Genomic DNA, 20,915 nt, shown 5'->3' with positions numbered 1-20,915 from the left:
TCCTCTTCGTGACAGCAAAGGCACCCAAGGGTGTCGACCCGCTGCGCCCCATCCCTTAAGGTAGGGCGCCTAATGGATACAGCTCCCCGGCCACTTGGCCGTCGACGCAAGACGGATGACTATGAACCCGAATTTCCTCGATTTCGAACAGCCGATCGCCGACCTGCAAGCCAAGATCGAAGAGCTACGCCTGGTTGGTAATGACAACGCGCTGAACATCGGCGACGAGATTGCCCGCCTGCAGGACAAGAGCAGCGCCCTGACCGAAAGCATCTTTGGCAACCTGACCAGCTGGCAGATCGCGCAGCTCGCGCGCCATCCGCGCCGCCCTTATACCCTGGACTACATCCAGCACATCTTCACCGAGTTCGACGAACTGCACGGCGACCGTCACTTCTCCGACGACGCTGCCATCGTCGGTGGCGTTGCGCGCCTGGGCGATCAGCCGGTGATGATCATCGGTCACCAGAAGGGCCGCGAAGTGCGCGAGAAGGTGCGCCGCAACTTCGGCATGCCGCGCCCTGAGGGCTATCGCAAGGCCTGCCGCCTGATGGAAATGGCCGAGCGCTTCAAGATGCCGATCCTCACCTTCATCGACACCCCTGGTGCCTACCCGGGCATCGATGCCGAGGAGCGTGGCCAGAGCGAGGCCATCGCCTGGAACCTGCGCGTGATGGCGCGCCTGAAGACTCCGATCATCGCCACCGTCATCGGCGAAGGCGGTTCTGGCGGTGCGCTGGCCATTGGCGTCTGCGACCAGCTGAACATGCTGCAGTACTCCACCTACTCTGTGATCTCGCCGGAAGGTTGCGCCTCGATCCTCTGGCGTACCGCTGAGAAGGCGCCGGATGCTGCCGAGGCCATGGGCATCACCGCCGAACGCCTGAAGGATCTGGGTATTGTCGATCAGGTAATCGCTGAGCCGCTGGGCGGCGCGCACCGCGATCCGGCCGCCGCCTCGGAGTCGATCCGCCAAGAGCTGACCAAGCAACTGGCCAGCCTGCAGGAGCACGATACCGACGCGCTGCTCAAGCGCCGTTACGACCGCCTGATGAGCTACGGCATCGCCTGAGTTCTCTCAGCGCATATCTCAATGGGCCTTCGGGCCCATTGTTGTTTAAGCTTGGCCGATGACTGCTCTCGATCTTCACCTGCGTCAGGCTCTGCAGCCGTGGCGCACGGCTCCTGCCTGGCGTATCGCCTTTTCCGGTGGCCTGGATTCCAGCGTGCTGCTGCATCTGCTCGCCGACTGGGCGCGGCACGAGCAGTTGCCGCCGCTGACTGCCATTCATGTCCATCATGGCCTGCAGTCGGTAGCCGATGACTGGCCGGAACATTGCGCGCAGTTTTGTGCACGCCTGGATATTCCTCTGCAGATCGTCAAGGTGCAGGTGACGCCGGGGGCGAGCCTGGAGCAGGCCGCGCGGAACGCGCGTTATGCGGTATTCAGTGAGCGGCTGGGGCCGGGCGAGGTGCTGCTCAGTGCCCAGCATCGCGACGATCAGGCCGAAACCCTGCTATTTCGTCTGCTGCGCGGGGCAGGGGTGCGCGGGCTGGCTGCCATGCCGGCCAGTCGGCCGCTGGGGCCGGGCAGGCTGGTGCGGCCACTGCTCGACTGTTCGCGCGCCGAGTTGCAGGCTTACGCGCAAAGTCGTGGTCTGGTTTGGGTCGAGGACCCTAGCAATGCCGACGAGCGTTTCAGTCGCAATTTCCTGCGCAGGCAGGTGATGCCGCTGCTGGCCGAGCGCTGGCCGCAGGCTGCTGCAAGTCTTGCGCGCGGCGCTGTGCACCTGGGTGAGGCTCAGCTACTGCTCAATGAATTGGCCGAGATGGACCTGCTTGCTGCTCGTGGCGCTTGCGCATTTCCCTGGTTGCCTTTGCCTTCTCTGGACCTCGCGGCAGTGACCGCGCTGAGCGATGCGCGGCAACGCAACCTGCTGCGGCATTGGCTGGCGCCGCTTACCCGCATGCCGGACAGCGATCACTGGGCTGGCTGGTACGACCTTCGCGATGCCGTCGCGGATGCGACGCCGATCTGGAAACTGGCCGATGGCGAATTGCACCGCGCCGATGGCCGCTTGTGGTGGCTCAGTGGCGACTGGCTGAAGCCGCTGCGGCCGCTGGAGCTGCCATGCGCTGCGTCTGGCGAGCCAGTCGAGCTTCCCGATAATGGTCAGGTGCATTTGTCTGGCGAGCTGGCGCAAGGTCGCTGGCAACTACGCTACCGTCAAGGAGGCGAGTCGCTGCAGGTGCCGGGGCGCGGCAGGCGTGATCTCAAGCGCCTGCTCAATGAAATGCGCGTGCCGGCATTCGTGCGTTTGCGCCTGCCGCTGCTGTTCGATGGCGATGAGCTGATGGCGGTGGCGAACCTGACGCATGCGCCAGGAATCGAGGCGAGCGGGGTGCGTCTGCACTGGTCACCGCCTATCGGCGCGCAAGGTTTGAGCTGGTAAGGCCTTTCGGGTAGACTACGCTCCCGTCTTACTACAGCTTTTGCCGACTCCCTCAGGGAGCTTGGCGAGCTTGCCATTGTGTTGTCGATGGCGCTCCTTCGCTTTCCCCGGCGGCACTGACCGCTTAAACGCAGACTTCTAGGGTTTTTCATGACGCGCTACATCTTCGTCACGGGTGGTGTTGTTTCTTCATTGGGGAAAGGCATCGCCTCGGCTTCACTGGCGGCCATCCTGGAGGCGCGGGGCCTGAAGGTCACCATGCTCAAGCTGGACCCTTACATCAACGTCGATCCGGGCACCATGAGTCCGTTCCAGCACGGTGAGGTGTTCGTTACCCACGACGGTGCCGAGACCGACCTCGACCTGGGTCACTACGAGCGCTTCATCCGCACCACGATGAGCAAGAGCAACAACTTCACCACCGGCCGCGTGTACGAAGACGTGCTGCGCAAGGAGCGCCGTGGTGATTACCTGGGCGCAACCATCCAGGTCATTCCGCACATCACCGACGAAATCAAGCGTCGCATCATCAAGGGCGCCGGCGATGCCGACGTGGCCCTGGTGGAAATCGGCGGCACCGTTGGTGACATCGAGTCGCAGCCGTTCCTCGAAGCCATCCGCCAGCTTCGCGTGGAAGTGGGCGCCAAGCGCGCCATGCTGATGCACCTGACCCTGGTGCCGTACATCGCCACTGCCGGCGAGACCAAGACCAAGCCGACCCAGCATTCGGTCAAGGAGCTGCGCTCCATCGGCCTGCAGCCGGACGTGCTGGTGTGCCGCTCCGACCATCCGATCGATGTGTCCTCGCGCCGCAAGATCGCCCTGTTCACCAACGTCGAAGAGCGTGCAGTGATCAGTCTGGAAGACGTCGACACCATCTACAAGATTCCGGGCGTGCTGCACGCTCAGGGCCTGGATGACTTCGTCGTCGAGCGTTTCGGCCTGGAGTGCGGCGGCGCCGACCTGTCCGAGTGGGATCGCGTGGTCGATGCCAAGCTCAATCCGGAGAAAGAAGTCACCATCGCCATGGTCGGCAAGTACATGGAGCTGCTTGATGCGTACAAGTCGCTGATCGAAGCGATGAGTCACGCCGGCATCCAGAACCGCACCAAGGTCAACCTGCGCTATATCGACTCCGAAGACATCGAGAATCAGGGCACCGGCCTGCTTGAAGGCGTCGACGCCATCCTGGTCCCGGGCGGCTTCGGTCTGCGCGGCGTGGAAGGCAAGATCAAGACCGTGCAGTACGCTCGCGAGAACAAGATTCCTTACCTGGGTATCTGCCTCGGCATGCAGGTCGCGGTGATCGAATACGCCCGCAATGTGGTGGGCTGGACCGACGCCAACTCCACCGAATTCGACATGGCCAGTCAGCACCCGGTAGTTGGCCTGATCACCGAGTGGCAGGACGCGGCAGGCAGCGTCGAGCAGCGCAGCGAGAGCTCCGACCTGGGTGGCACCATGCGTCTGGGTGCGCAGGACTGCCAGCTGCAGGCCGGCTCCAAGGTGCACGACTGCTACGGCAAGGACGTGATCGTCGAGCGTCACCGTCACCGTTACGAAGTGAACAACAACCTGTTGCCAAAGCTGACCGAGGCTGGCCTGAAGGTCACTGGCCGCTCTGGCGATGGCGCGCTGGTGGAAGTGGTCGAGGCGCCGGATCATCCGTGGTTCGTCGCTTGCCAGTTCCACCCGGAATTCACCTCCACGCCGCGTGACGGCCATCCGCTGTTCAGCGGTTTCGTCAACGCCGCACTGGCGCAGAAAGCGAAGAAGGTCTGACCCATGGCGCAGAAGATCATCAAGGTTCGCGATATCGAAATCGCCAACGACAAGCCATTCGTGCTGTTCGGTGGCATCAACGTGCTCGAGTCGCGCGACCTGGCCATGCAGGCCTGCGAAGAGTACGTACGGGTGACCGAGAAACTCGGTATCCCCTATGTGTTCAAGGCCAGCTTCGACAAGGCCAACCGTTCCTCCGTCATCTCCTTCCGCGGCCCTGGCCTGGAAGAGGGCATGAAGATCTTCGAGGAAGTGAAGAAGACCTTCGGCGTGCCGGTCATCACCGACGTTCACGAGCCGCATCAGGCCGCTGCCGTGGCCGAAGTGTGCGACATCATCCAGTTGCCGGCCTTCCTCTCGCGGCAGACCGATCTGGTGGTGGCCATGGCCAAGACCGGCGCGGTGATCAACATCAAGAAGGCGCAGTTTCTCGCTCCGCAGGAAATGAAGCACATCCTGACCAAGTGCGAAGAGGCCGGTAACGATCAACTGATTCTCTGCGAGCGCGGTTCCTCCTTCGGTTACAACAACCTGGTGGTGGACATGCTCGGCTTCGGCATCATGAAGCAGTTCGAGTACCCGGTGTTCTTCGACGTGACTCACGCGCTGCAGATGCCGGGTGGCCGTGCCGACTCCGCCGGCGGCCGCCGTGCTCAGGTCACCGACCTGGCCAAGGCCGGCATGAGCCAGGGCCTGGCTGGTCTGTTCCTGGAGGCGCATCCGGACCCGGAAAACGCCAAGTGCGATGGCCCATGCGCCCTGCGTCTGAACAAGCTGGAGCCGTTCCTCAGCCAGCTCAAGCAGCTCGATGATCTGGTGAAGAGTTTTCCGCCAATCGAGACTGCCTGAACCGCACGCAATCCGGTAAAGTGCCGCCCGAGAAAAATCCCGCCTGACCCGTGAGTCAGCGTGAGCCGCCGATCTGCCTGCGGACAGCGGCGGCCCAGTGCAGCCTGCTGCTGCTGTCTTATCGTCAACCTTTGGAGCATTAACAACAATGGCAAAGATCGTCGACATCAAGGGTCGTGAGGTTCTCGACTCCCGTGGCAACCCCACCGTGGAAGCCGATGTGATTCTGGAAGGCGGTATCGTCGGCAGCGCCTGTGCGCCGTCGGGTGCCTCCACCGGCTCGCGCGAAGCGCTGGAGCTGCGTGATGGTGACAAGAGCCGTTACCTGGGCAAGGGCGTGCTGAAAGCCGTCGCCAACATCAATGGCCCGATTCGCGACCTGCTGCTGGGCAAGGACGCTGCCGATCAGAAGGCGCTGGACCGCGCGATGATCGAGCTCGACGGTACCGAGAACAAGGCCAAGCTGGGCGCCAACGCCATCCTCGCCGTGTCCCTGGCTGCTGCCAAGGCCGCCGCTCAGGCCAAGGGCGTGCCGCTGTACGCGCACATCGCCGATCTGAACGGCACCCCGGGCGTCTACTCCATGCCGGTGCCGATGATGAATATCATCAACGGCGGCGAGCATGCCGATAACAACGTCGACATCCAGGAATTCATGGTGCAGCCGGTGGGCGCCAAGAATTTCGCCGATGCCCTGCGCATGGGCGCCGAAATCTTCCATCACCTCAAAGCCGTACTGAAGGCCCGTGGCCTGAACACTGCTGTGGGTGACGAAGGTGGCTTCGCGCCGAACCTGGCCTCCAACGAAGATGCCCTGGCTGCCATCGCCGAAGCTGTTGCCAACGCTGGCTACAAGCTGGGTGATGACGTGACTCTGGCGCTGGACTGCGCCTCCAGCGAATTCTTCAAGGACGGCAAGTACGATCTGGAAGGCGAGGGCAAGGTCTTCGACGCCGCCGGTTTCGCCGACTACCTGGCTGGTCTGACCCAGCGCTACCCGATCATCTCCATCGAAGACGGCATGGACGAGTCGGACTGGGCGGGCTGGAAAGTCCTGACCGACAAGATCGGCGAGAAGGTACAGCTGGTTGGCGACGATCTGTTCGTTACCAACACCAAGATCCTCAAGCGCGGTATCGACGAGAAGATCGGCAACTCGATCCTGATCAAGTTCAACCAGATCGGCTCGCTGACCGAAACCCTGGAAGCCATCCAGATGGCCAAGGCTGCCGGCTTCACCGCCGTGATCTCGCACCGCAGTGGTGAAACCGAAGACAGCACCATCGCCGACCTGGCCGTGGGTACTGCCGCTGGTCAGATCAAGACCGGCTCGCTGTGCCGCTCCGACCGCGTGTCGAAGTACAACCAGTTGCTGCGTATCGAAGAGCAGCTGGGCGGCAAGGCTCCGTACAAGGGCCGTGCCGAGTTCCGCGGCTAACATCTGCGTGGTAGAAAAGGGCGACGCAAGTCGCCCTTTTTCGTGGTTATCCCAGCGTTGGTGCCGCACTGTAGGAGCGGATTTATCCGCGATTGTCGCGGCTGAAGCCGCTCCTACAGAGGCTGCGCGATTGCGGGCATGGCGTTTTTCGTGGACGCTTCGTCGATCTTTGGGAACCATTGCACGGATGCAGGTACAGAAACCCCATGTCACTCATCAGTCGGCTTCTTTTCAAGCATGAACGCAGCCCCTACCATGCCGATGACTCAATCTGCGAGCCGCTCCATGCGTAGTCCGTATTGGCTGTTCATCGTGCTGATCCTGTTGCTTGCCGGTCTGCAGTATCGTCTGTGGGTCGGCGAGGGCAGTCTTGCCCAGGTTAGCCGCCTGCAGCAGCAGATCGCCGAGCAACAAGGCGAGAACGAGCGTCTTTTGGAGCGCAACCGCATCCTTGAGGCCGAGGTGATGGAGCTCAAGCGCGGTATGGAGACCGTTGAAGAGCGCGCGCGGCAGGAGCTGGGCATGCTCAAAGAGGGTGAAACCCTCTACCTGCTGACTGAATGAGTGTTCCATTCTGGCTGGTGATTCCAGCAGCTGGCGTCGGCGCAAGGATGGCTGCCGACCGTCCCAAGCAGTACCTGCAGATTGCCGGTCGCAGCATTCTCGAGCACAGCCTGCATTGTTTTCTCGATCACCCTGGCCTGCTGGGCGCGGTGGTATGCGTTGCGGAGGACGATCCGTTCTGGCCGCAACTCCCGGTTACCAGCGATCCGCGTGTACGCCGTGCGCCAGGCGGGCGTGAGCGGGCCGATTCGGTACTGGCCGGGCTGCAGACGCTGCTTGCCGAGGCCGCAGGTGCCGAGGACTGGGTGTTGGTGCATGACGCCGCGCGCCCCAATCTAGCCAGGCAGGACCTGGACCGTTTGCTGGCAGAGTTGGCCGATGATCCGGTGGGCGGCCTGCTGGCCGTGCCGGCGCGCGATACGCTCAAGCGTGCCAGTGCCGACGGGCGAGTGTCGCAGACCGTGGATCGCAGTGTGATCTGGCAGGCCTATACGCCGCAAATGTTCCGCCTGGGGGCGTTGCATGGCGCGCTGAGTCAGGCTCTGCAGGTGCAGGTGGCGATTACCGATGAGGCCTCTGCCATGGAGTGGGCGGGGCAGGCGCCGCGGCTGATCGAAGGCCGGGCGGACAACCTCAAGGTCACCCGCCCGGAAGATCTGCACTATCTGCAGTCATTATGGCCACGCGGCCATTGATTCATTGCTGCATCAGTGCGTCCAGTTTTTCGCGTCCTTGCCCAGGTTGCGATCCAGCGCGTTGGTCAGCTTGTTCATGGCGCCGTCGATGGCCTGATGCATTTCCTCTGCATCGTGGGATACCGTCATCGGGTCACGCCCTTTCATCCGTGCCTCGACCTTGCAGCGTTTGTCCTGAGGGCCGCTCTTGAGCGCGTTCTCGTCGGAAAGGTGGACTTCGATCCGGGTGAGGTGGTCCTCGTAGCGTTGGAGTTTGCTGCGCACTCGACTGCTGATGTCTTCCTTGAAGGCCATCGACGAGGCGACGTGCTTACCGCTGTTGACCAGAACCTGCATAACCATGTCCTCATGCTGCTGAATTCGTGAGGCCCCGTTTGCCGGGGACATTGGTTGTGACGCGGTCGCCTCGCTCAAGTTTCGGCCAGGCTTGTGACATTCCATGACGGTTCAGCTGAGCGACAAGGTTGTTGCAGGGCTCAGGCGGGGGCGGCGTACTCAGCGCGCTGACTCAGCCCCAGGCGCAACGAGTCGATTAGCTGGCGGATCTTTGGTGAGAGATGACGTTGTTGCGGGTAGATCGCCCAGACCGCGGTGTTGGGCGGGCGGTGCTGCTCCAGCAGGGAGATCAGTTGCCCGCTGCGCAGGTGTTCCAGCACGTAATAGTCCGGCAACTGGCACAGGCCGAACCCACGCAGCGCGGCGTCGAGCACGGCCTGGCCGCTGTTGCAGCGCCAGTTGCCTTGTACCCGCACCTGGGTTTCCCGGCCGTTCTCGGCAAAACTCCAGTTTTCGCTGCTGCCGATCAGGCAGTTATGCCGGGCAAGTTCCGACAGCGAGTGCGGTCGGCCGTAGCGCTGCAAGTACTCGGGCGCGGCGCACAGGTACATCTCCCGAGGTGCCAGGCGTGCCGCCATCAGCCGCGAGTCCTGCAGGCGCCCAAGGCGGATGGCCAGGTCGAGGCCTTCGTGCAGCAGATCCAGTTGGCGGTTGGACAGCTCGATCTCCACACGTAGCTGCGGGTGGCGGGCCATGAAATCATTCACCAGCGGCACGATGAAGCGCTCGCCATAGGCCACCGCGCAGGTCATGCGCAGCAGCCCCTTGGGCTCCGCTCCGAGGTCGCCGACTGCTCGCAATGCTTCCTCGCGTGCATCCTGCAGGCGCTGGCAATGCTGCAGAAACAACTGCCCGGCCTCGGTCAGGGCCACGCGGCGCGTGCTGCGGTAGAACAGGCGACTTTGCAGGCGATCCTCCAGGCGCGCCACTTGCCGGCTGACCTGCGAGGTGGACAGGCCCAGTCGTTCCGCGGCGGCGCTGAACTGGCCACACTCGGCGACGGCGACGAATTCGTCGAGTCCTTCCCAGCGACTCATGGTTTTTGCTCCAGTCGTTGACGGATGAGCATATTATCCCTGTGTGGCAATAATGTTTTGATATCTGTTGAATTATCTCTTCTTGCCGTTGTTCTAGACTGCTCGGCACTTTCGCAACGCTCAGGAGAGCTTTCATGATCAAGTCCCGTGCTGCCGTCGCTTTCGCGCCCAACGAGCCGCTGAAGATCGTCGAGATCGATGTCGAGCCGCCAAAGGCCGGTGAAGTGCTGGTGCGTATCGTCGCCACCGGCGTTTGCCATACCGATGCCTACACCCTGTCCGGCCAGGACTCCGAAGGCGTATTCCCCTGCGTGCTGGGCCACGAGGGTGGTGGCATCGTCGAGGCGGTGGGCGAGGGCGTGACCTCGGTGAAGGTCGGCGACCACGTGATTCCGCTGTACACCGCCGAGTGCGGTGAGTGCAAATTCTGCAAATCGCAGAAAACCAACCTGTGCAGCTCGGTGCGTGCCACCCAGGGCAAGGGCCTGATGCCGGACGGCACCACCCGTTTCAGCTACAACGGTGAGCCGATCTACCACTACATGGGCTGCTCGACCTTCTCCGAATACACCGTGCTGCCAGAAGTTTCGGTTGCGGTGATCCCGAAGGAGGCGCCGCTGGACAAGGTCTGCCTGCTCGGTTGCGGCGTGACCACCGGTATCGGTGCCGTACTCAACACCGCCAAGGTCACCGAGGGCTCCACCGTGGCCATCTTCGGCCTGGGTGGCATCGGCCTGGCGGCGATCATCGGTGCCAAGATGGCCAAGGCCTCGCGCATCATCGGCATCGACATCAACCCGGCCAAGGAAGCCGTGGCACGTGAGCTGGGCATCACCGACTTCGTCAACCCGAAGGAGCACGACAAGCCGATCCAGGACGTCATCGTCGAGATGACCGACGGTGGCGTCGATTACAGCTTCGAGTGCATCGGCAACGTGCAGCTGATGCGCGCCGCGCTGGAGTGCTGCCACAAGGGCTGGGGCGAGTCGACCATCATCGGCGTGGCGCCAGCCGGTGCCGAGATCAGCACCCGTCCGTTCCAACTGGTCACCGGTCGCGTCTGGCGTGGCAGTGCCTTCGGTGGGGTCAAGGGCCGTAGCGAGCTGCCGGGGTATGTCGAGAAGTCGCAGAAGGGCGAGATCCCGCTAGACACCTTCATCACTCACAACATGGGGCTGGACGAGATCAACGAAGCCTTCGAGCTGATGCATGAAGGCAAGAGCATCCGTACCGTCATCCATTTCTGATGAAACACCGTGCGGCCTCTTGGCCGCACGGATTCTCGCGGGGTGCGCTGTGCGCACCGCAACCCCTTGGTGCGCATGGCGCACCCTACGGAGCGGCTCATGACCCTCGAAATCGTTTCCAGCAACAAGAGCTTTGGCGGCTGGCACAAGCGCTATCGCCATCGCTCCAGCAGCCTGAACTGCGACATGGTGTTCGCCGTCTATCTGCCACCGCAGGCCGAGCAGGGCGCCAAGCTGCCGGTGCTGTACTGGCTGAGCGGCCTGACCTGTACCGATGAGAATTTCATGCAGAAGGCCGGCGCTCAGCGCATGGCGGCCGAGCTGGGGTTGATCATCGTCGCGCCGGACACCAGCCCGCGTGGCGAAGGCGTGGCCGACGACGCCAATGGCGCCTATGACTTCGGCCTCGGCGCCGGCTTCTATGTCAACGCGACGCAAGAACCGTTCGCCCGTCACTACCGCATGTACGACTACGTGGTGCAGGAACTGCCGACATTGATCGAGGCCAACTTCCCGGTTTCGGACAAGCGTGGCATCGCCGGCCATTCCATGGGCGGTCACGGCGCCTTGATCTGTGCGCTGAAGAACCCTGGGCGCTACCAGTCGGTGTCGGCGTTCTCGCCGATCAGCAATCCGATGAACTGCCCCTGGGGCGAGAAGGCGTTTTCCCTGTACCTGGGTGAGGAGCGTTCGCGTTGGCGTGAGTGGGATGCCAGCGTGCTGATCGCCGAGGCTGAGGAGAAGCTGCCGATCCTGGTCGATCAGGGTGATCGCGATGACTTCCTCGAAGGCCAGCTCAAGCCACAGGTACTGCAGGCCGCGGCCAAGGCCGCCGGGCATCCGCTGACGCTGCGCATGCAGCCTGGCTATGACCATAGCTACTATTTCATCGCCAGCTTCATCGACGAGCATCTGCGTCATCATGCGGCCGCGTTGCGGCAGCTTTAAGCGGCAAGCCACAAGCGGCAAGTAAAGCTTGGCCGCAGGCTTGGCTGCACACAGGCTCTTGCAGCTTTCGGTTAGAATCACGCCCTGACTTTTTCAGGGCGTTGTTCTTTATGCGTATCGGTCATGGTTATGACGTACACCGCTTCGGCGAAGGCGATTTCATCACCCTCGGCGGCGTGCGGATTCCCCATAAGTTCGGACTTGTCGCTCACTCCGACGGCGACGTGCTGCTGCACTCGCTGAGCGATGCCCTGCTCGGCGCGGTGGCGCTGGGCGATATTGGCAAACATTTCCCCGATACCGATCCGACCTTCAAGGGCGCCGACAGCCGTGCGCTGCTGCGTCACGTCATGGGCCTGGTGCGGGCCAAGGGCTACGCGGTGGGCAATGTCGACACCACCATCATCGCCCAGGCGCCGAAGATGGCGCCGCACATTCAGAGCATGCGCGAGCGCATTGCCGAAGACCTCGACATCGAGCTGGATCAGGTCAACGTCAAGGCCACCACCACCGAGAAGCTCGGCTTCACCGGGCGCGAGGAAGGTATTGCGGTGCATGCCGTGGCCTTGCTGGTCAAGGCATGAACGAGCTGCAGCTGCTGGGGCCGCGCGCGCATGGCCAGGCCTGCGGGCGTGCTGTGCTCAAGGCCACGGCCGAAGATTTCCAGGTCGATGAAGTATTGGACATCCCGCTCACGGGCCAAGGTGAGCACCTATGGCTGTGGGTGGAAAAACGCGGCCTGAATACCGAGGAAGCGGCGCGGCGCATCGCCCGTGCTGCCGGTTTGCCGCTCAAGGCGGTCAGCTATGCCGGTCTCAAGGATCGCCAGGCGCTGACCCGTCAGTGGTTCAGCCTGCACCTGCCGGGCAAGGCCGACCCCGATCTTGCCGCCGCGCAGGGCGATGATCTGGTCATCCTGAGCAGCCAGCGGCATAACCGCAAGCTGCAGCGCGGCGCCCATTCGGCCAATGGCTTCACCTTGCGCCTGACCGCGCTCGAGGCTGACCGTGATGCCCTTGAGCAGCGCCTGCAGCGTATCGCCGAGCAGGGCGTGCCGAATTACTTCGGCCTGCAGCGTTTCGGCTTTGATGGCGGCAATGTCGAGCAGGCGCGAGATTTTGCCTCGCGCCAGGAGCTGCCGGTGCAGCGCAATCTGCGTTCGCGCCTGCTTTCAGCGGCACGCAGTTACCTGTTCAACCAGGTGCTGGCCAGGCGCGTGGCGGCCGGCACCTGGAACCAGGCGCAGATCGGCGATTTGCTGGCCTTTACTGGCAGTCGCAGTTTCTTCATGGCAGGCGAGGCTGAATGCCATGACCCGCGCCTGGCCATTCTTGATCTGCATCCCACCGGGCCGTTGTGGGGTGACGGTGCGCTGCCGACCGGTGGTGCTACCCAGCAGTTGGAGCAAAGCGTCGCCGATGACGCTGCGCAACTGGTGCAATGGCTGGTCAAGGCGGACATGGCGCACGAACGGCGCATTCTGCGCCTCCCCATTCAGAGCCTTACGTGGCATTATCCCGAGCCCGATATTCTGCAACTTGCATTCGTCCTGCCGGCCGGGTGTTTCGCCACCGTGGTGGTGCGCGAATTGCTCGATCTGGTGCCAGCAGGGCAGACGGATACTCCATGCGAATTCTGATTTCCAACGACGACGGGGTGAACGCGCCCGGTATCGCCGCGTTGCACCAGGCGCTGGCCGACTACGCCGAATGCGTGGTGATCGCCCCGGCCGAAGACAGGAGCGGTGCCAGCAGTGCGCTGACGCTCGATCGCCCGCTGCATCCCATGGCCCTGACCAACGGTTACATCAGCCTCAACGGCACGCCGACCGATTGCGTGCATCTGGGGCTTCACGGCTTGCTCGAGCAGACGCCGGACATGGTCGTCTCGGGCATTAACCTGGGCGCCAACCTGGGCGATGATGTGCTCTATTCCGGGACCGTCGCCGCCGCGCTGGAAGGTCGCTTCCTGAGCAAACCGGCGTTCGCCTTTTCGCTGCTGTCGCGGCTTCCCGATAATCTGCCCACTGCTGCCTATTTTGTCCGCAAGCTGGTCGAAGCGCACGAGCGCCTCGAGTTGCCGCCGCGCACCGTGCTCAACGTCAATGTGCCGAATTTGCCGCTCGAACATATCCGTGGCGTACAGCTGACGCGTCTCGGTCACCGTGCGCGCGCAGCAGCGCCGGTGAAGGTGGTCAACCCGCGGGGCAAGGAAGGTTACTGGATCGCGGCTGCTGGTGATGTCGAGGACGGCAGCCAGGGCACCGATTTCCATGCCGTGATGCAAGGCTATGTATCGATCACGCCGCTACGGCTCGATCGCACATTTAATGAGGCTCTCGAAACTATGGATGGCTGGTTGGAGGGCATCTTCTGATGCGTGGACAGGACGACATGCAGCGCAGCGGGATCGGCATGACCTCGCAGCGCACCCGCGAACGATTGATCCAGCGCCTCTACGAGGAAGGACTGTCCAACGCGCGGGTACTGGAAGTGATCCGCCGTACCCCGCGTCATCTGTTCGTCGATGAAGCGCTGGCGCACCGCGCCTATGAAGACACTGCGCTGCCCATCGGTCATAACCAGACCATTTCCCAGCCGTACATGGTCGGTCGCATGACCGAGCTGCTGCTGGCAGCCGGGCCGCTGGACAAGGTTCTGGAAATCGGCACCGGCTCCGGCTACCAGACCGCCGTGCTGGCGCAACTGGTAGAGCGGGTGTTTTCGGTCGAGCGCATTCAGGTGCTGCAGGATCGCGCCAAGGAGCGTCTGGCCGAACTCAAGCTGCGCAACGTGGTCTTTCGCTGGGGAGATGGCTGGGAAGGCTGGAATGCGCTCGGCCCGTACAACGGCATCATCGTCACGGCGGCTGCGGCGCAGGTACCGCAGGCTCTGCTCGATCAGCTGGCACCGGGCGGACGCCTGGTCATTCCGGTGGGCAGCGGCGATGTGCAGCAATTGTTGCTGATCGTACGTGAAGAGGATGGTTTTTCCCGTCATGTGCTGGACGCGGTGCGCTTCGTGCCGCTGCTCAACGGGCCGCTGGCCTGATCGCTTTATCGCTCTGGAAGGATCCATGAAGAAACATTTCCTGCTCTACGCCAAGGGTATGGCCATGGGCGCTGCCGATGTGGTGCCAGGTGTTTCCGGCGGCACCATCGCCTTCATCAGCGGCATTTACGACGAGCTGCTGCGCTCCATCGCCGGTATCCCCGAGGCATTGCTGTTGCTGCTGCGCGGCCGCATCAAGGACGCCTGGCAGATGGCCAACGCGACCTTTCTCCTGGTGCTGTTCAGCGGCATTGTCACCAGTATCCTCACGCTCGCCCGCGTCATCACCTATTTACTGCACCATCATCCGATTCCGGTTTGGTCGTTCTTCTTTGGGCTGATTCTGGTATCCACCTATCTGGTCGGCCGCGAAATCGGGCGCTGGAACTGGAGCAGGGTGGTGAGCTTCGTGCTCGGTCTGGCTTTCGCCTACTGGATCACCGTCGCGGCGCCCATGCAGTGGGGCAGTGACTTGCCGACCCTGTTCCTGGCCGGGGCCATCGCCATCTGCGCGATGATCCTGCCGGGCATTTCCGGCAGCTTCATCCTGCTGCTGCTCGGCCTTTATTCCGTGGTGCTGGGCGCGGTAAAGGACTTCAATCTCATGGTCATGGCGGTTTTCGCCAGTGGCTGCCTGGTGGGCATCCTCAGTTTTGCGCGCCTGCTCAGCTGGCTGCTGTCGCGCTGGCGGGACCTCAGCCTGGCGTTTCTCAGCGGGCTGATGCTCGGCTCCCTGAACAAGGTCTGGCCCTGGAAGGAAACGCTGACCTGGCGTGTCGACAGCAAGGGCGAGCAGGTGCCGCTGTTGCAGAACAATCTGCTGCCCGGGCAATTCGCCGACGTCAGCGGCCAGGATCCACAGCTGCTATTCGCCGTGGCGCTGGCGCTAGGCGGTATCGTCTTGGTGCTGGGTCTGGAGTGGCTGGCAGGGCGTCGGCCAGTCGATGCTGGCCGCACCGAATAAATACGGCACAATGGGCGCCGTACACGGAATCATTCAGGGAGCGTTTGGGTGAGTTGCACCGTCCTTCACGTGCTAGTGCGCGCAGTCGCAGCCTTGCGCCTGCCGCTCGCCATCCTTGCCGCCTCGGCATTGGCCGGTTGCGTCAGTTCGCCTCCTGGGGGCGTGCAGGTGGTCGATCGCGGGCAGGGCCAGGGGCGTGCTCCGGTGGTCCAGCGCCAGCCCGTGCGCAACGGCCACTATGTCGTGCAGCGTGGCGATACCCTCTATTCCATCGCCTTTCGTTTCGGCTGGGATTGGAAGGCGCTGGCTGCGCACAACGGCCTGCGTGATCCTTACATCATTCGCGTTGGCCAGAAGATCCGTTTCGACAATCGCCCAGTCGCTAGCAGCCAGACAGTCGTTTCGACACCGAGCCCGGCCACCTCGCCGGTGGTCACCCGCCCGGTGCCGAGCCGTCCGCCGGTCGCCGTGACGGCCCCGCCTGCCTCTCAGCCCGCTCGGCCACCTGTCGCCAACACGCCCGCGACCACGCCTGTAACCCCGGTAAGCCGCTCGGCCAGCGGTTGGTCCTGGCCGACACAGGGCGCAGTGATCAGTCGTTTTTCCTCAAACGGTAGTTTGAATAAAGGCATTGATATCGCCGGGGAATTAGGACAGCCTGTTTTAGCTGCGTCTGATGGATCGGTGGTGTACGCCGGGAGTGGTTTGCGGGGCTACGGCGAGTTGATCATCATCAAACACAGCGACACCTACGTAAGTGCTTACGGTCATAACCGCAGGTTGTTGGTACGGGAGGGGCAGCAGGTCAAAGCGGGGCAAAGCATTGCCGAAATGGGGTCCACAGGGGCCGACCGGGTGAAGCTGCACTTCGAGATTCGCCGCCAAGGTAAACCTGTCGATCCGCTGCAATATCTGCCACGTCGTTGATCCGCGGCTGACCCGTTCCATCGCGTAGGAGGGACGGGCTCAGGTATGGCCAGGACGGTTCCGCCAGAGTCTGTTGTCGAACTCAGCTAAGGACAACAACAATGGCTCTCATCAAAAAAGAAGCGCCGGAGTTTGACGTCGACGATGAGCTACTCCTGATGGAGTCCGGCATCGTTTTCGGCGAGGTTCAGGGCGATGAAGTGGAAGCACCGGTCGCGCGGCCCAAGGCCAAGAACGCAGCCCCTTCCAGGCAGCACAAGTACATCGATTACACCCGGGCGCTGGACGCCACTCAGCTTTATCTCAACGAAATCGGTTTCTCTCCCTTGCTCACTCCCGAAGAGGAAGTGCACTTCGCGCGCCTGGCGCAGAAGGGCGATCCTGCCGGGCGCAAGCGCATGATCGAGAGCAATCTGCGCCTGGTCGTGAAGATCGCCCGGCGTTACGTCAATCGCGGCCTTTCCCTGCTCGACCTGATCGAGGAGGGTAACCTGGGCCTGATTCGCGCCGTGGAGAAGTTCGATCCGGAGCGGGGGTTCCGTTTTTCGACTTATGCCACCTGGTGGATCCGCCAGACCATCGAACGCGCCATCATGAACCAGACGCGAACCATCCGTTTGCCGATTCATGTGGTCAAGGAACTCAATGTCTATCTGCGTGCGGCCCGCGAGCTGACTCAGAAGCTGGACCATGAGCCTTCCGCGGAAGAAATTGCCAACCTGCTGGAAAAACCGGTGGGTGAGGTCAAGCGAATGCTTGGCCTCAACGAACGCGTGTCCTCGGTGGACGTCTCGCTCGGTCCGGACTCGGACAAGACCCTGCTCGACACCTTGACCGATGATCGGCCGACCGACCCCTGCGAGCTGTTGCAGGACGATGATCTGTCGCAGAGCATCGATCAGTGGTTGTCAGACCTGACCGATAAGCAACGCGAGGTCGTTGTGCGTCGTTTCGGTCTGCGTGGGCATGAGAGCTGTACGCTGGAGGAGGTGGGCCAGGAGATCGGCCTGACTCGCGAGCGCGTGCGGCAGATTCAGGTCGAAGCGCTCAAGCGTCTTCGTGAAATTCTGGAGAAGAACGGCCTGTCCAGCGACGCATTGTTTCAATGAGGTTTGCGCCTCGATGAAAAACCCGGCTTCGGCCGGGTTTTTTATGTGCTGTCGCGTAAGCCGTTGCTTACAACTGTTGTCAGTCTTTGTGCTGAAGTGGACTGATTTTAACCGACTAGTTCTTGTAATTATTTGTTTTTAAAGGAAATTAAATTTAATCGAACTGATTGAGCGCATTTCAGTCGGGTTGTGCGGAAGTCTGAAGTGGCTAATATCACACCCGTGCTCAGGGACAAGCACAGGTCGCCAGGATGACGATCAGGAGTATCGCAAGAAGCGATTCATCAGGACGATGATTTGGGAGACAAAGGGATTAGGGAATAAAAGTGGGCGGCGCGAGCCGCCCCTTTTTTTGTCCGCTATTTCTGACGCTACGCCGGGACGGAATGTCGAAGTGGCTCCGTATAAAGCAAAAGACCCGCACATGGCGGGTCTCCGTGTTTCTGGCGAACTCAGCGCTCCAGATGCTGCAGCTTGTCCTTCACGCCGTCCCACTCTTCGGCGTCCGGCAGCGCATCCTTCTTCTCGGTGATGTTCGGCCATACTTCGGCCAGGTCGGCGTTCAGCTCGATGAATTCCTGCTGATCCTCGGGTACCTCGTCCTCGGAGAAGATAGCCTGAGCCGGGCATTCCGGCTCGCACAGGGCGCAGTCGATGCACTCGTCCGGGTGAATGACCAGGAAGTTAGGGCCTTCGTAGAAGCAATCCACCGGGCAGACTTCCACGCAGTCGGTGTATTTGCACTTGATGCAGTTGTCGGTGACGACGAAGGTCATTCTGATTCTCTCCTCGGGGCGGCGGCCTGGGCTCTTTCTGCGAAGGGCTGCCAGGCGCTCTGTCTAAGGCCGCGGCTCAGGCTGTAAACCGGGCGGTCGTAAAATTGCGCGCGATTCTAGCAGTTTGTTGTTTGGAGCGTTAGATCTGCGTCTTCCATGTATATAACAGCTCGAGCGCTTTACGCGGAGTCAGATCATCGGGATTGATCTTGTCCAATTGCTCCAGCAGTGGATGTGGCGCGCTGGCGAACAGGTCGCTCTGCATCGGTACCTGCGGCTTACCTGGCTCCTGGCGCGGCAGGTCGTGCTGCAAGCTGGTGGCCTCCAGACGTGCCAGGTGCTCACGGGCTCGGCTGATCACGGTGCCCGGCACGCCCGCCAGTTGTGCCACTGCAAGGCCATAGCTCTGGCTCGCCGGTCCGGGCTGGACGTGATGGAGGAAAACGATGCGCTCGTTGTGCTCGGTGGCCGAAAGGTGCACGTTGGCCACTACCGGCTCGCTTTCCGGCAATACCGTCAGCTCGAAGTAGTGTGTGGCGAACAGGGTGAAGGCACGCAGGCGCGCCAAGTGCTCGGCTGCCGACCAGGCCAGCGACAGGCCGTCGAAAGTGCTGGTACCACGACCGACTTCGTCCATCAGTACCAGGCTGCGTTTGCTGGCGTTGTGCAGGATATTGGCGGTTTCGCTCATCTCCACCATGAAGGTGGAACGGCCGCCAGCCAGGTCGTCGCTCGAGCCGATCCGGGTGAATATGCGGTCGACCAACGACAGCTCGCAGGTCGCTGCCGGCACGAAGCTGCCGATATGGGCCAGTAGCACGATCAGCGCGGTCTGGCGCATGTAGGTGGACTTACCGCCCATGTTCGGCCCGGTGATGACGAGCATGCGGCGGTTGTCGTCCAGGTCCAGGTCGTTGGCCACGAAGGGGGTGGTCAGCACCTGCTCGACCACCGGATGACGCCCCTGATCGATGCGCATGCACGGCTCGTCGACGAAGCGCGGGCGGTTCAGGTCGAGGTTCAGCGCGCGCTCGGCCAGGTTGCTCAGCACGTCCAGTTCGGCCAGGGCCGCGGCGCTGTCCTGCAGCGGGGCGAGGTGGCCAATCAGCCTCTCGAGCAACGCGTCGTAGAGCATCTTCTCGCGCGCCAAGGCGCGGCTCTTGGCCGACAATGCCTTGTCTTCGAACTCCTTGAGCTCCGGGGTGATGAAACGCTCGGCGCCCTTGAGCGTTTGCCTGCGGATGTAATCGGCCGGGGCGGACTCGGCCTGTTTGGTCGGCAGCTCGATGAAGTAACCGTGCACGCGGTTGTAACCGACCTTGAGGTTGGCCAGGCCGGTGCGGGCTTTCTCGCGTGCCTCCAGATCCATGAGGAACTGGCCGGCGTTCTCGCTCATCGCCTGCAGCTCGTCCAGTTCGGCGTCGAAGCCGGTCTTCAACACGCCGCCATCGCGAATGACTGCCGGCGGATTGTCGATGATGGCGCGGGACAGCAGGTCGGCCAGCTCAGGGTAGGTGGCAACGGTAGTGGCGAGTTTTTGCAGGTGCGGTGTGTCCAGCGAGGTCATCGCCTGTTGCAGCTCGGGCAGCGCAGCCAGGGCATCGCGTAGGCGAGCCAGATCGCGCGGGCGAGCGTTGCGCAGGCCGATGCGGGCAAGGATGCGTTCCAGATCGCCGATTTCCTTGAGCTGCGGCTGCAGCGTCTCGAAGCGGTAACCGTCGAGCAGGCAGGTGATGGCGTTCTGACGCGCCTCCAGCACCGCGCGGTCGCGCAGCGGGCGGTTCAGCCAGCGGCCCAGCAAGCGGCTGGCCATGGCGGTCTGGCAGCGATCCATGACCGATTGCAGGGTGTTGTCGCGGCCACCTGAAAGGTTGATGTCCAGCTCTAGGTTGCGGCGGCTGGCGCCGTCGAGGATCACCGTGTCGTCCAGGCGCTCATGGCGCAGGCTGCGCAGGTGCGGCAGGGCGGTGCGCTGGGTTTCCTTGGCATAGGCCAGCAGGCAGCCGGCGGCGCCGATGGCCAGGGTCAGGTTCTCGCAGCCGAAGCCCTTCAAGTCCTGGGTGCCGAACTGCTGGCACAGGCTCTTGAAGGCGCTGTCGCGGTCGAAATCCCAGGGCGCGCGGCGTCGCGAGCCCTTGCGCTTCTCGGCGGGCAGGCCCTGTGGCCAGTCGTCCGGGATCAGTAGTTCGGCGGGGCTCAGGCGCTCCAGTTCGGCCAGCAGGTTTTCCCAGCCCTTGATTTCCTGAACGCTGAAGCGGCCGCTGGTGATGTCCAGCACGGCCAGGCCGAACAGGCGCTCGTCACCGAGGACGGCAGTCAGCAGGTTGTCGCGATGTTCGTCGAGCAAGGCTTCGTCGCTGATGGTGCCGGGAGTGATGATGCGTACCACCTGGCGCTCCACCGGCCCCTTGCTGGTGGCCGGGTCGCCGATCTGCTCGCAGATCACCACCGATTCGCCAAGTTTGACCAGCTTGGCCAGATAGCCTTCAACCGAGTGGAAGGGGATGCCGCACATGGGGATCGACTGGCCGGCCGACTGACCGCGAGCGGTCAGGGTGATGTCCAGCAGCTTCGCCGCCTTCTTCGCGTCTTCATAGAAAATTTCGTAGAAGTCACCCATGCGATAGAACATCAACTGGTCCAGGTGCTGGTTCTTCAGCTTCCAGTACTGCTGCATCATCGGGGTGTGTGCGGAGAGATCGGTCATGCCGGGCCTTACGTGCGGTGGGTGTGACGAAAC

General features: G+C 62.5%; 20 protein-coding genes. 16 read left to right on the top strand and 4 right to left on the bottom strand.

The features are described from left to right. Positions 1 to 121: 121 nt before the first annotated feature. From B2U07_RS12725 to ispD, 7 genes are all read left to right on the top strand, one after another. Positions 122 to 1,072: an acetyl-CoA carboxylase carboxyltransferase subunit alpha gene (locus B2U07_RS12725; RefSeq protein ID WP_275547329.1), complete on the top strand. Its 951-nt coding sequence runs from the start codon at positions 122 to 124 to the stop codon at positions 1,070 to 1,072. Between the two features lie 58 nt (positions 1,073 to 1,130). Next, a complete protein-coding gene (gene tilS / locus B2U07_RS12720; protein ID WP_296277100.1) occupies positions 1,131 to 2,453 on the top strand; it encodes a tRNA lysidine(34) synthetase TilS in 1,323 nt (440 codons plus the stop codon). 150 nt (positions 2,454 to 2,603) lie between these two features. After that, the gene (locus tag B2U07_RS12715; RefSeq protein WP_212629752.1) at positions 2,604 to 4,235 is read left to right on the top strand and encodes a CTP synthase; all 1,632 of its coding nucleotides are present in this window, start codon (positions 2,604 to 2,606) and stop codon (positions 4,233 to 4,235) included. A 3-nt stretch (positions 4,236 to 4,238) separates the two neighbouring features. Next, positions 4,239 to 5,084 carry a 3-deoxy-8-phosphooctulonate synthase gene (gene kdsA / locus B2U07_RS12710; RefSeq protein WP_296277099.1) on the top strand — a complete coding sequence of 282 codons (846 nt, stop codon included), beginning with the start codon at positions 4,239 to 4,241 and terminating at the stop codon, positions 5,082 to 5,084. Positions 5,085 to 5,232: 148 nt separating this feature from the next. After that, positions 5,233 to 6,522 (top strand): phosphopyruvate hydratase, encoded by a 1,290-nt coding sequence (gene eno / locus B2U07_RS12705; protein ID WP_275547326.1) that lies wholly within the window; start codon positions 5,233 to 5,235, stop codon positions 6,520 to 6,522. 285 nt (positions 6,523 to 6,807) lie between these two features. Next, a complete protein-coding gene (gene ftsB / locus B2U07_RS12700) occupies positions 6,808 to 7,086 on the top strand; it encodes a cell division protein FtsB (protein ID WP_017363771.1) in 279 nt (92 codons plus the stop codon). Then, positions 7,083 to 7,781: a 2-C-methyl-D-erythritol 4-phosphate cytidylyltransferase gene (gene ispD, locus B2U07_RS12695; RefSeq protein ID WP_275547325.1), complete on the top strand. Its 699-nt coding sequence runs from the start codon at positions 7,083 to 7,085 to the stop codon at positions 7,779 to 7,781. The genes ftsB and ispD overlap by 4 nt, the downstream gene beginning before the upstream one ends. 12 nt (positions 7,782 to 7,793) lie before the next feature. Here the strand turns inward: ispD and hpf are convergent, their stop codons facing one another. After that, positions 7,794 to 8,117 (bottom strand): ribosome hibernation-promoting factor, HPF/YfiA family, encoded by a 324-nt coding sequence (gene hpf / locus B2U07_RS12690; protein ID WP_275547388.1) that lies wholly within the window; start codon positions 8,115 to 8,117, stop codon positions 7,794 to 7,796. Positions 8,118 to 8,257: 140 nt separating this feature from the next. After that, positions 8,258 to 9,154, bottom strand: a complete 897-nt coding sequence (locus tag B2U07_RS12685) for a LysR substrate-binding domain-containing protein (RefSeq protein WP_275547324.1) — start codon at positions 9,152 to 9,154, stop codon at positions 8,258 to 8,260. 134 nt (positions 9,155 to 9,288) lie between these two features. On the opposite strand from B2U07_RS12685, the gene B2U07_RS12680 reads away from it, so the two are divergent. The 9 genes from B2U07_RS12680 (at position 9,289) to rpoS (ending at position 17,399) form a co-directional block, all read left to right on the top strand. Next, a complete protein-coding gene (locus B2U07_RS12680; RefSeq protein WP_275547323.1) occupies positions 9,289 to 10,401 on the top strand; it encodes an S-(hydroxymethyl)glutathione dehydrogenase/class III alcohol dehydrogenase in 1,113 nt (370 codons plus the stop codon). A 99-nt stretch (positions 10,402 to 10,500) separates the two neighbouring features. Beyond that, positions 10,501 to 11,349, top strand: coding sequence for an S-formylglutathione hydrolase (gene fghA, locus B2U07_RS12675; RefSeq protein ID WP_275547322.1), 849 nt, complete (start codon positions 10,501 to 10,503; stop codon positions 11,347 to 11,349). 110 nt (positions 11,350 to 11,459) lie between these two features. Beyond that, complete coding sequence (gene ispF / locus B2U07_RS12670) at positions 11,460 to 11,933, top strand: 2-C-methyl-D-erythritol 2,4-cyclodiphosphate synthase (RefSeq protein ID WP_275547321.1); 474 nt, start codon at positions 11,460 to 11,462, stop codon at positions 11,931 to 11,933. Next, positions 11,930 to 12,988, top strand: coding sequence for a tRNA pseudouridine(13) synthase TruD (gene truD, locus B2U07_RS12665; RefSeq protein ID WP_275547320.1), 1,059 nt, complete (start codon positions 11,930 to 11,932; stop codon positions 12,986 to 12,988). The genes ispF and truD overlap by 4 nt, the downstream gene beginning before the upstream one ends. After that, positions 12,976 to 13,725 (top strand): 5'/3'-nucleotidase SurE, encoded by a 750-nt coding sequence (gene surE, locus B2U07_RS12660; RefSeq protein WP_275547319.1) that lies wholly within the window; start codon positions 12,976 to 12,978, stop codon positions 13,723 to 13,725. Before truD ends, surE begins: the two co-directional genes overlap by 13 nt. A 38-nt stretch (positions 13,726 to 13,763) precedes the next feature. Then, positions 13,764 to 14,399: a protein-L-isoaspartate(D-aspartate) O-methyltransferase gene (locus tag B2U07_RS12655; RefSeq protein WP_161627115.1), complete on the top strand. Its 636-nt coding sequence runs from the start codon at positions 13,764 to 13,766 to the stop codon at positions 14,397 to 14,399. A 25-nt stretch (positions 14,400 to 14,424) separates the two neighbouring features. Continuing rightward, positions 14,425 to 15,363 (top strand): DUF368 domain-containing protein, encoded by a 939-nt coding sequence (locus B2U07_RS12650; RefSeq protein ID WP_275547318.1) that lies wholly within the window; start codon positions 14,425 to 14,427, stop codon positions 15,361 to 15,363. 48 nt (positions 15,364 to 15,411) lie between these two features. Beyond that, positions 15,412 to 16,290: a peptidoglycan DD-metalloendopeptidase family protein gene (locus tag B2U07_RS12645; RefSeq protein WP_419096344.1), complete on the top strand. Its 879-nt coding sequence runs from the start codon at positions 15,412 to 15,414 to the stop codon at positions 16,288 to 16,290. A 101-nt stretch (positions 16,291 to 16,391) separates the two neighbouring features. Continuing rightward, on the top strand, positions 16,392 to 17,399 hold the full coding sequence (gene rpoS / locus B2U07_RS12640; RefSeq protein WP_197857862.1) for an RNA polymerase sigma factor RpoS: 1,008 nt from the start codon (positions 16,392 to 16,394) through the stop codon (positions 17,397 to 17,399). A 452-nt stretch (positions 17,400 to 17,851) separates the two neighbouring features. Here rpoS and fdxA read toward each other — a convergent pair whose 3' ends face one another. Beyond that, the gene (gene fdxA / locus B2U07_RS12635; protein WP_013716392.1) at positions 17,852 to 18,175 is read right to left on the bottom strand and encodes a ferredoxin FdxA; all 324 of its coding nucleotides are present in this window, start codon (positions 18,173 to 18,175) and stop codon (positions 17,852 to 17,854) included. Positions 18,176 to 18,314: 139 nt separating this feature from the next. Then, the gene (mutS, locus tag B2U07_RS12630) at positions 18,315 to 20,882 is read right to left on the bottom strand and encodes a DNA mismatch repair protein MutS (protein WP_275547316.1); all 2,568 of its coding nucleotides are present in this window, start codon (positions 20,880 to 20,882) and stop codon (positions 18,315 to 18,317) included. Positions 20,883 to 20,915: the final 33 nt, after the last annotated feature.

The sequence above is a fragment of the Pseudomonas sp. UBA7530 genome (genome assembly GCF_002479365.1).
In the GTDB taxonomy this organism is placed as follows: Bacteria; Pseudomonadota; Gammaproteobacteria; order Pseudomonadales; family Pseudomonadaceae; genus Aquipseudomonas.
Note: the sequence above shows the minus strand (reverse complement) of the source record. Positions and strands in the feature narration are given on the sequence as shown.

What these genes read in the sequence shown, in the direction of transcription:
- kdsA (WP_296277099.1), top strand. Translation starts at nt 4,239, where the DNA reads ATGGCGCAGAAGATCATCAAGGTTCGCGATATCGAAATCGCCAACGAC.
- B2U07_RS12655 (WP_161627115.1), top strand. Translation starts at nt 13,764, where the DNA reads ATGACCTCGCAGCGCACCCGCGAACGATTGATCCAGCGCCTCTACGAG.
- eno (WP_275547326.1), top strand. Translation starts at nt 5,233, where the DNA reads ATGGCAAAGATCGTCGACATCAAGGGTCGTGAGGTTCTCGACTCCCGT.
- fdxA (WP_013716392.1), bottom strand. Translation starts at nt 18,175, where the DNA reads ATGACCTTCGTCGTCACCGACAACTGCATCAAGTGCAAATACACCGAC.
- ispF (WP_275547321.1), top strand. Translation starts at nt 11,460, where the DNA reads ATGCGTATCGGTCATGGTTATGACGTACACCGCTTCGGCGAAGGCGAT.
- surE (WP_275547319.1), top strand. Translation starts at nt 12,976, where the DNA reads ATGCGAATTCTGATTTCCAACGACGACGGGGTGAACGCGCCCGGTATC.
- B2U07_RS12725 (WP_275547329.1), top strand. Translation starts at nt 122, where the DNA reads ATGAACCCGAATTTCCTCGATTTCGAACAGCCGATCGCCGACCTGCAA.
- tilS (WP_296277100.1), top strand. Translation starts at nt 1,131, where the DNA reads ATGACTGCTCTCGATCTTCACCTGCGTCAGGCTCTGCAGCCGTGGCGC.
- fghA (WP_275547322.1), top strand. Translation starts at nt 10,501, where the DNA reads ATGACCCTCGAAATCGTTTCCAGCAACAAGAGCTTTGGCGGCTGGCAC.
- ftsB (WP_017363771.1), top strand. Translation starts at nt 6,808, where the DNA reads ATGCGTAGTCCGTATTGGCTGTTCATCGTGCTGATCCTGTTGCTTGCC.
- B2U07_RS12650 (WP_275547318.1), top strand. Translation starts at nt 14,425, where the DNA reads ATGAAGAAACATTTCCTGCTCTACGCCAAGGGTATGGCCATGGGCGCT.
- mutS (WP_275547316.1), bottom strand. Translation starts at nt 20,882, where the DNA reads ATGACCGATCTCTCCGCACACACCCCGATGATGCAGCAGTACTGGAAG.
- B2U07_RS12685 (WP_275547324.1), bottom strand. Translation starts at nt 9,154, where the DNA reads ATGAGTCGCTGGGAAGGACTCGACGAATTCGTCGCCGTCGCCGAGTGT.
- hpf (WP_275547388.1), bottom strand. Translation starts at nt 8,117, where the DNA reads ATGCAGGTTCTGGTCAACAGCGGTAAGCACGTCGCCTCGTCGATGGCC.
- truD (WP_275547320.1), top strand. Translation starts at nt 11,930, where the DNA reads ATGAACGAGCTGCAGCTGCTGGGGCCGCGCGCGCATGGCCAGGCCTGC.
- B2U07_RS12715 (WP_212629752.1), top strand. Translation starts at nt 2,604, where the DNA reads ATGACGCGCTACATCTTCGTCACGGGTGGTGTTGTTTCTTCATTGGGG.
- ispD (WP_275547325.1), top strand. Translation starts at nt 7,083, where the DNA reads ATGAGTGTTCCATTCTGGCTGGTGATTCCAGCAGCTGGCGTCGGCGCA.
- rpoS (WP_197857862.1), top strand. Translation starts at nt 16,392, where the DNA reads ATGGCTCTCATCAAAAAAGAAGCGCCGGAGTTTGACGTCGACGATGAG.
- B2U07_RS12680 (WP_275547323.1), top strand. Translation starts at nt 9,289, where the DNA reads ATGATCAAGTCCCGTGCTGCCGTCGCTTTCGCGCCCAACGAGCCGCTG.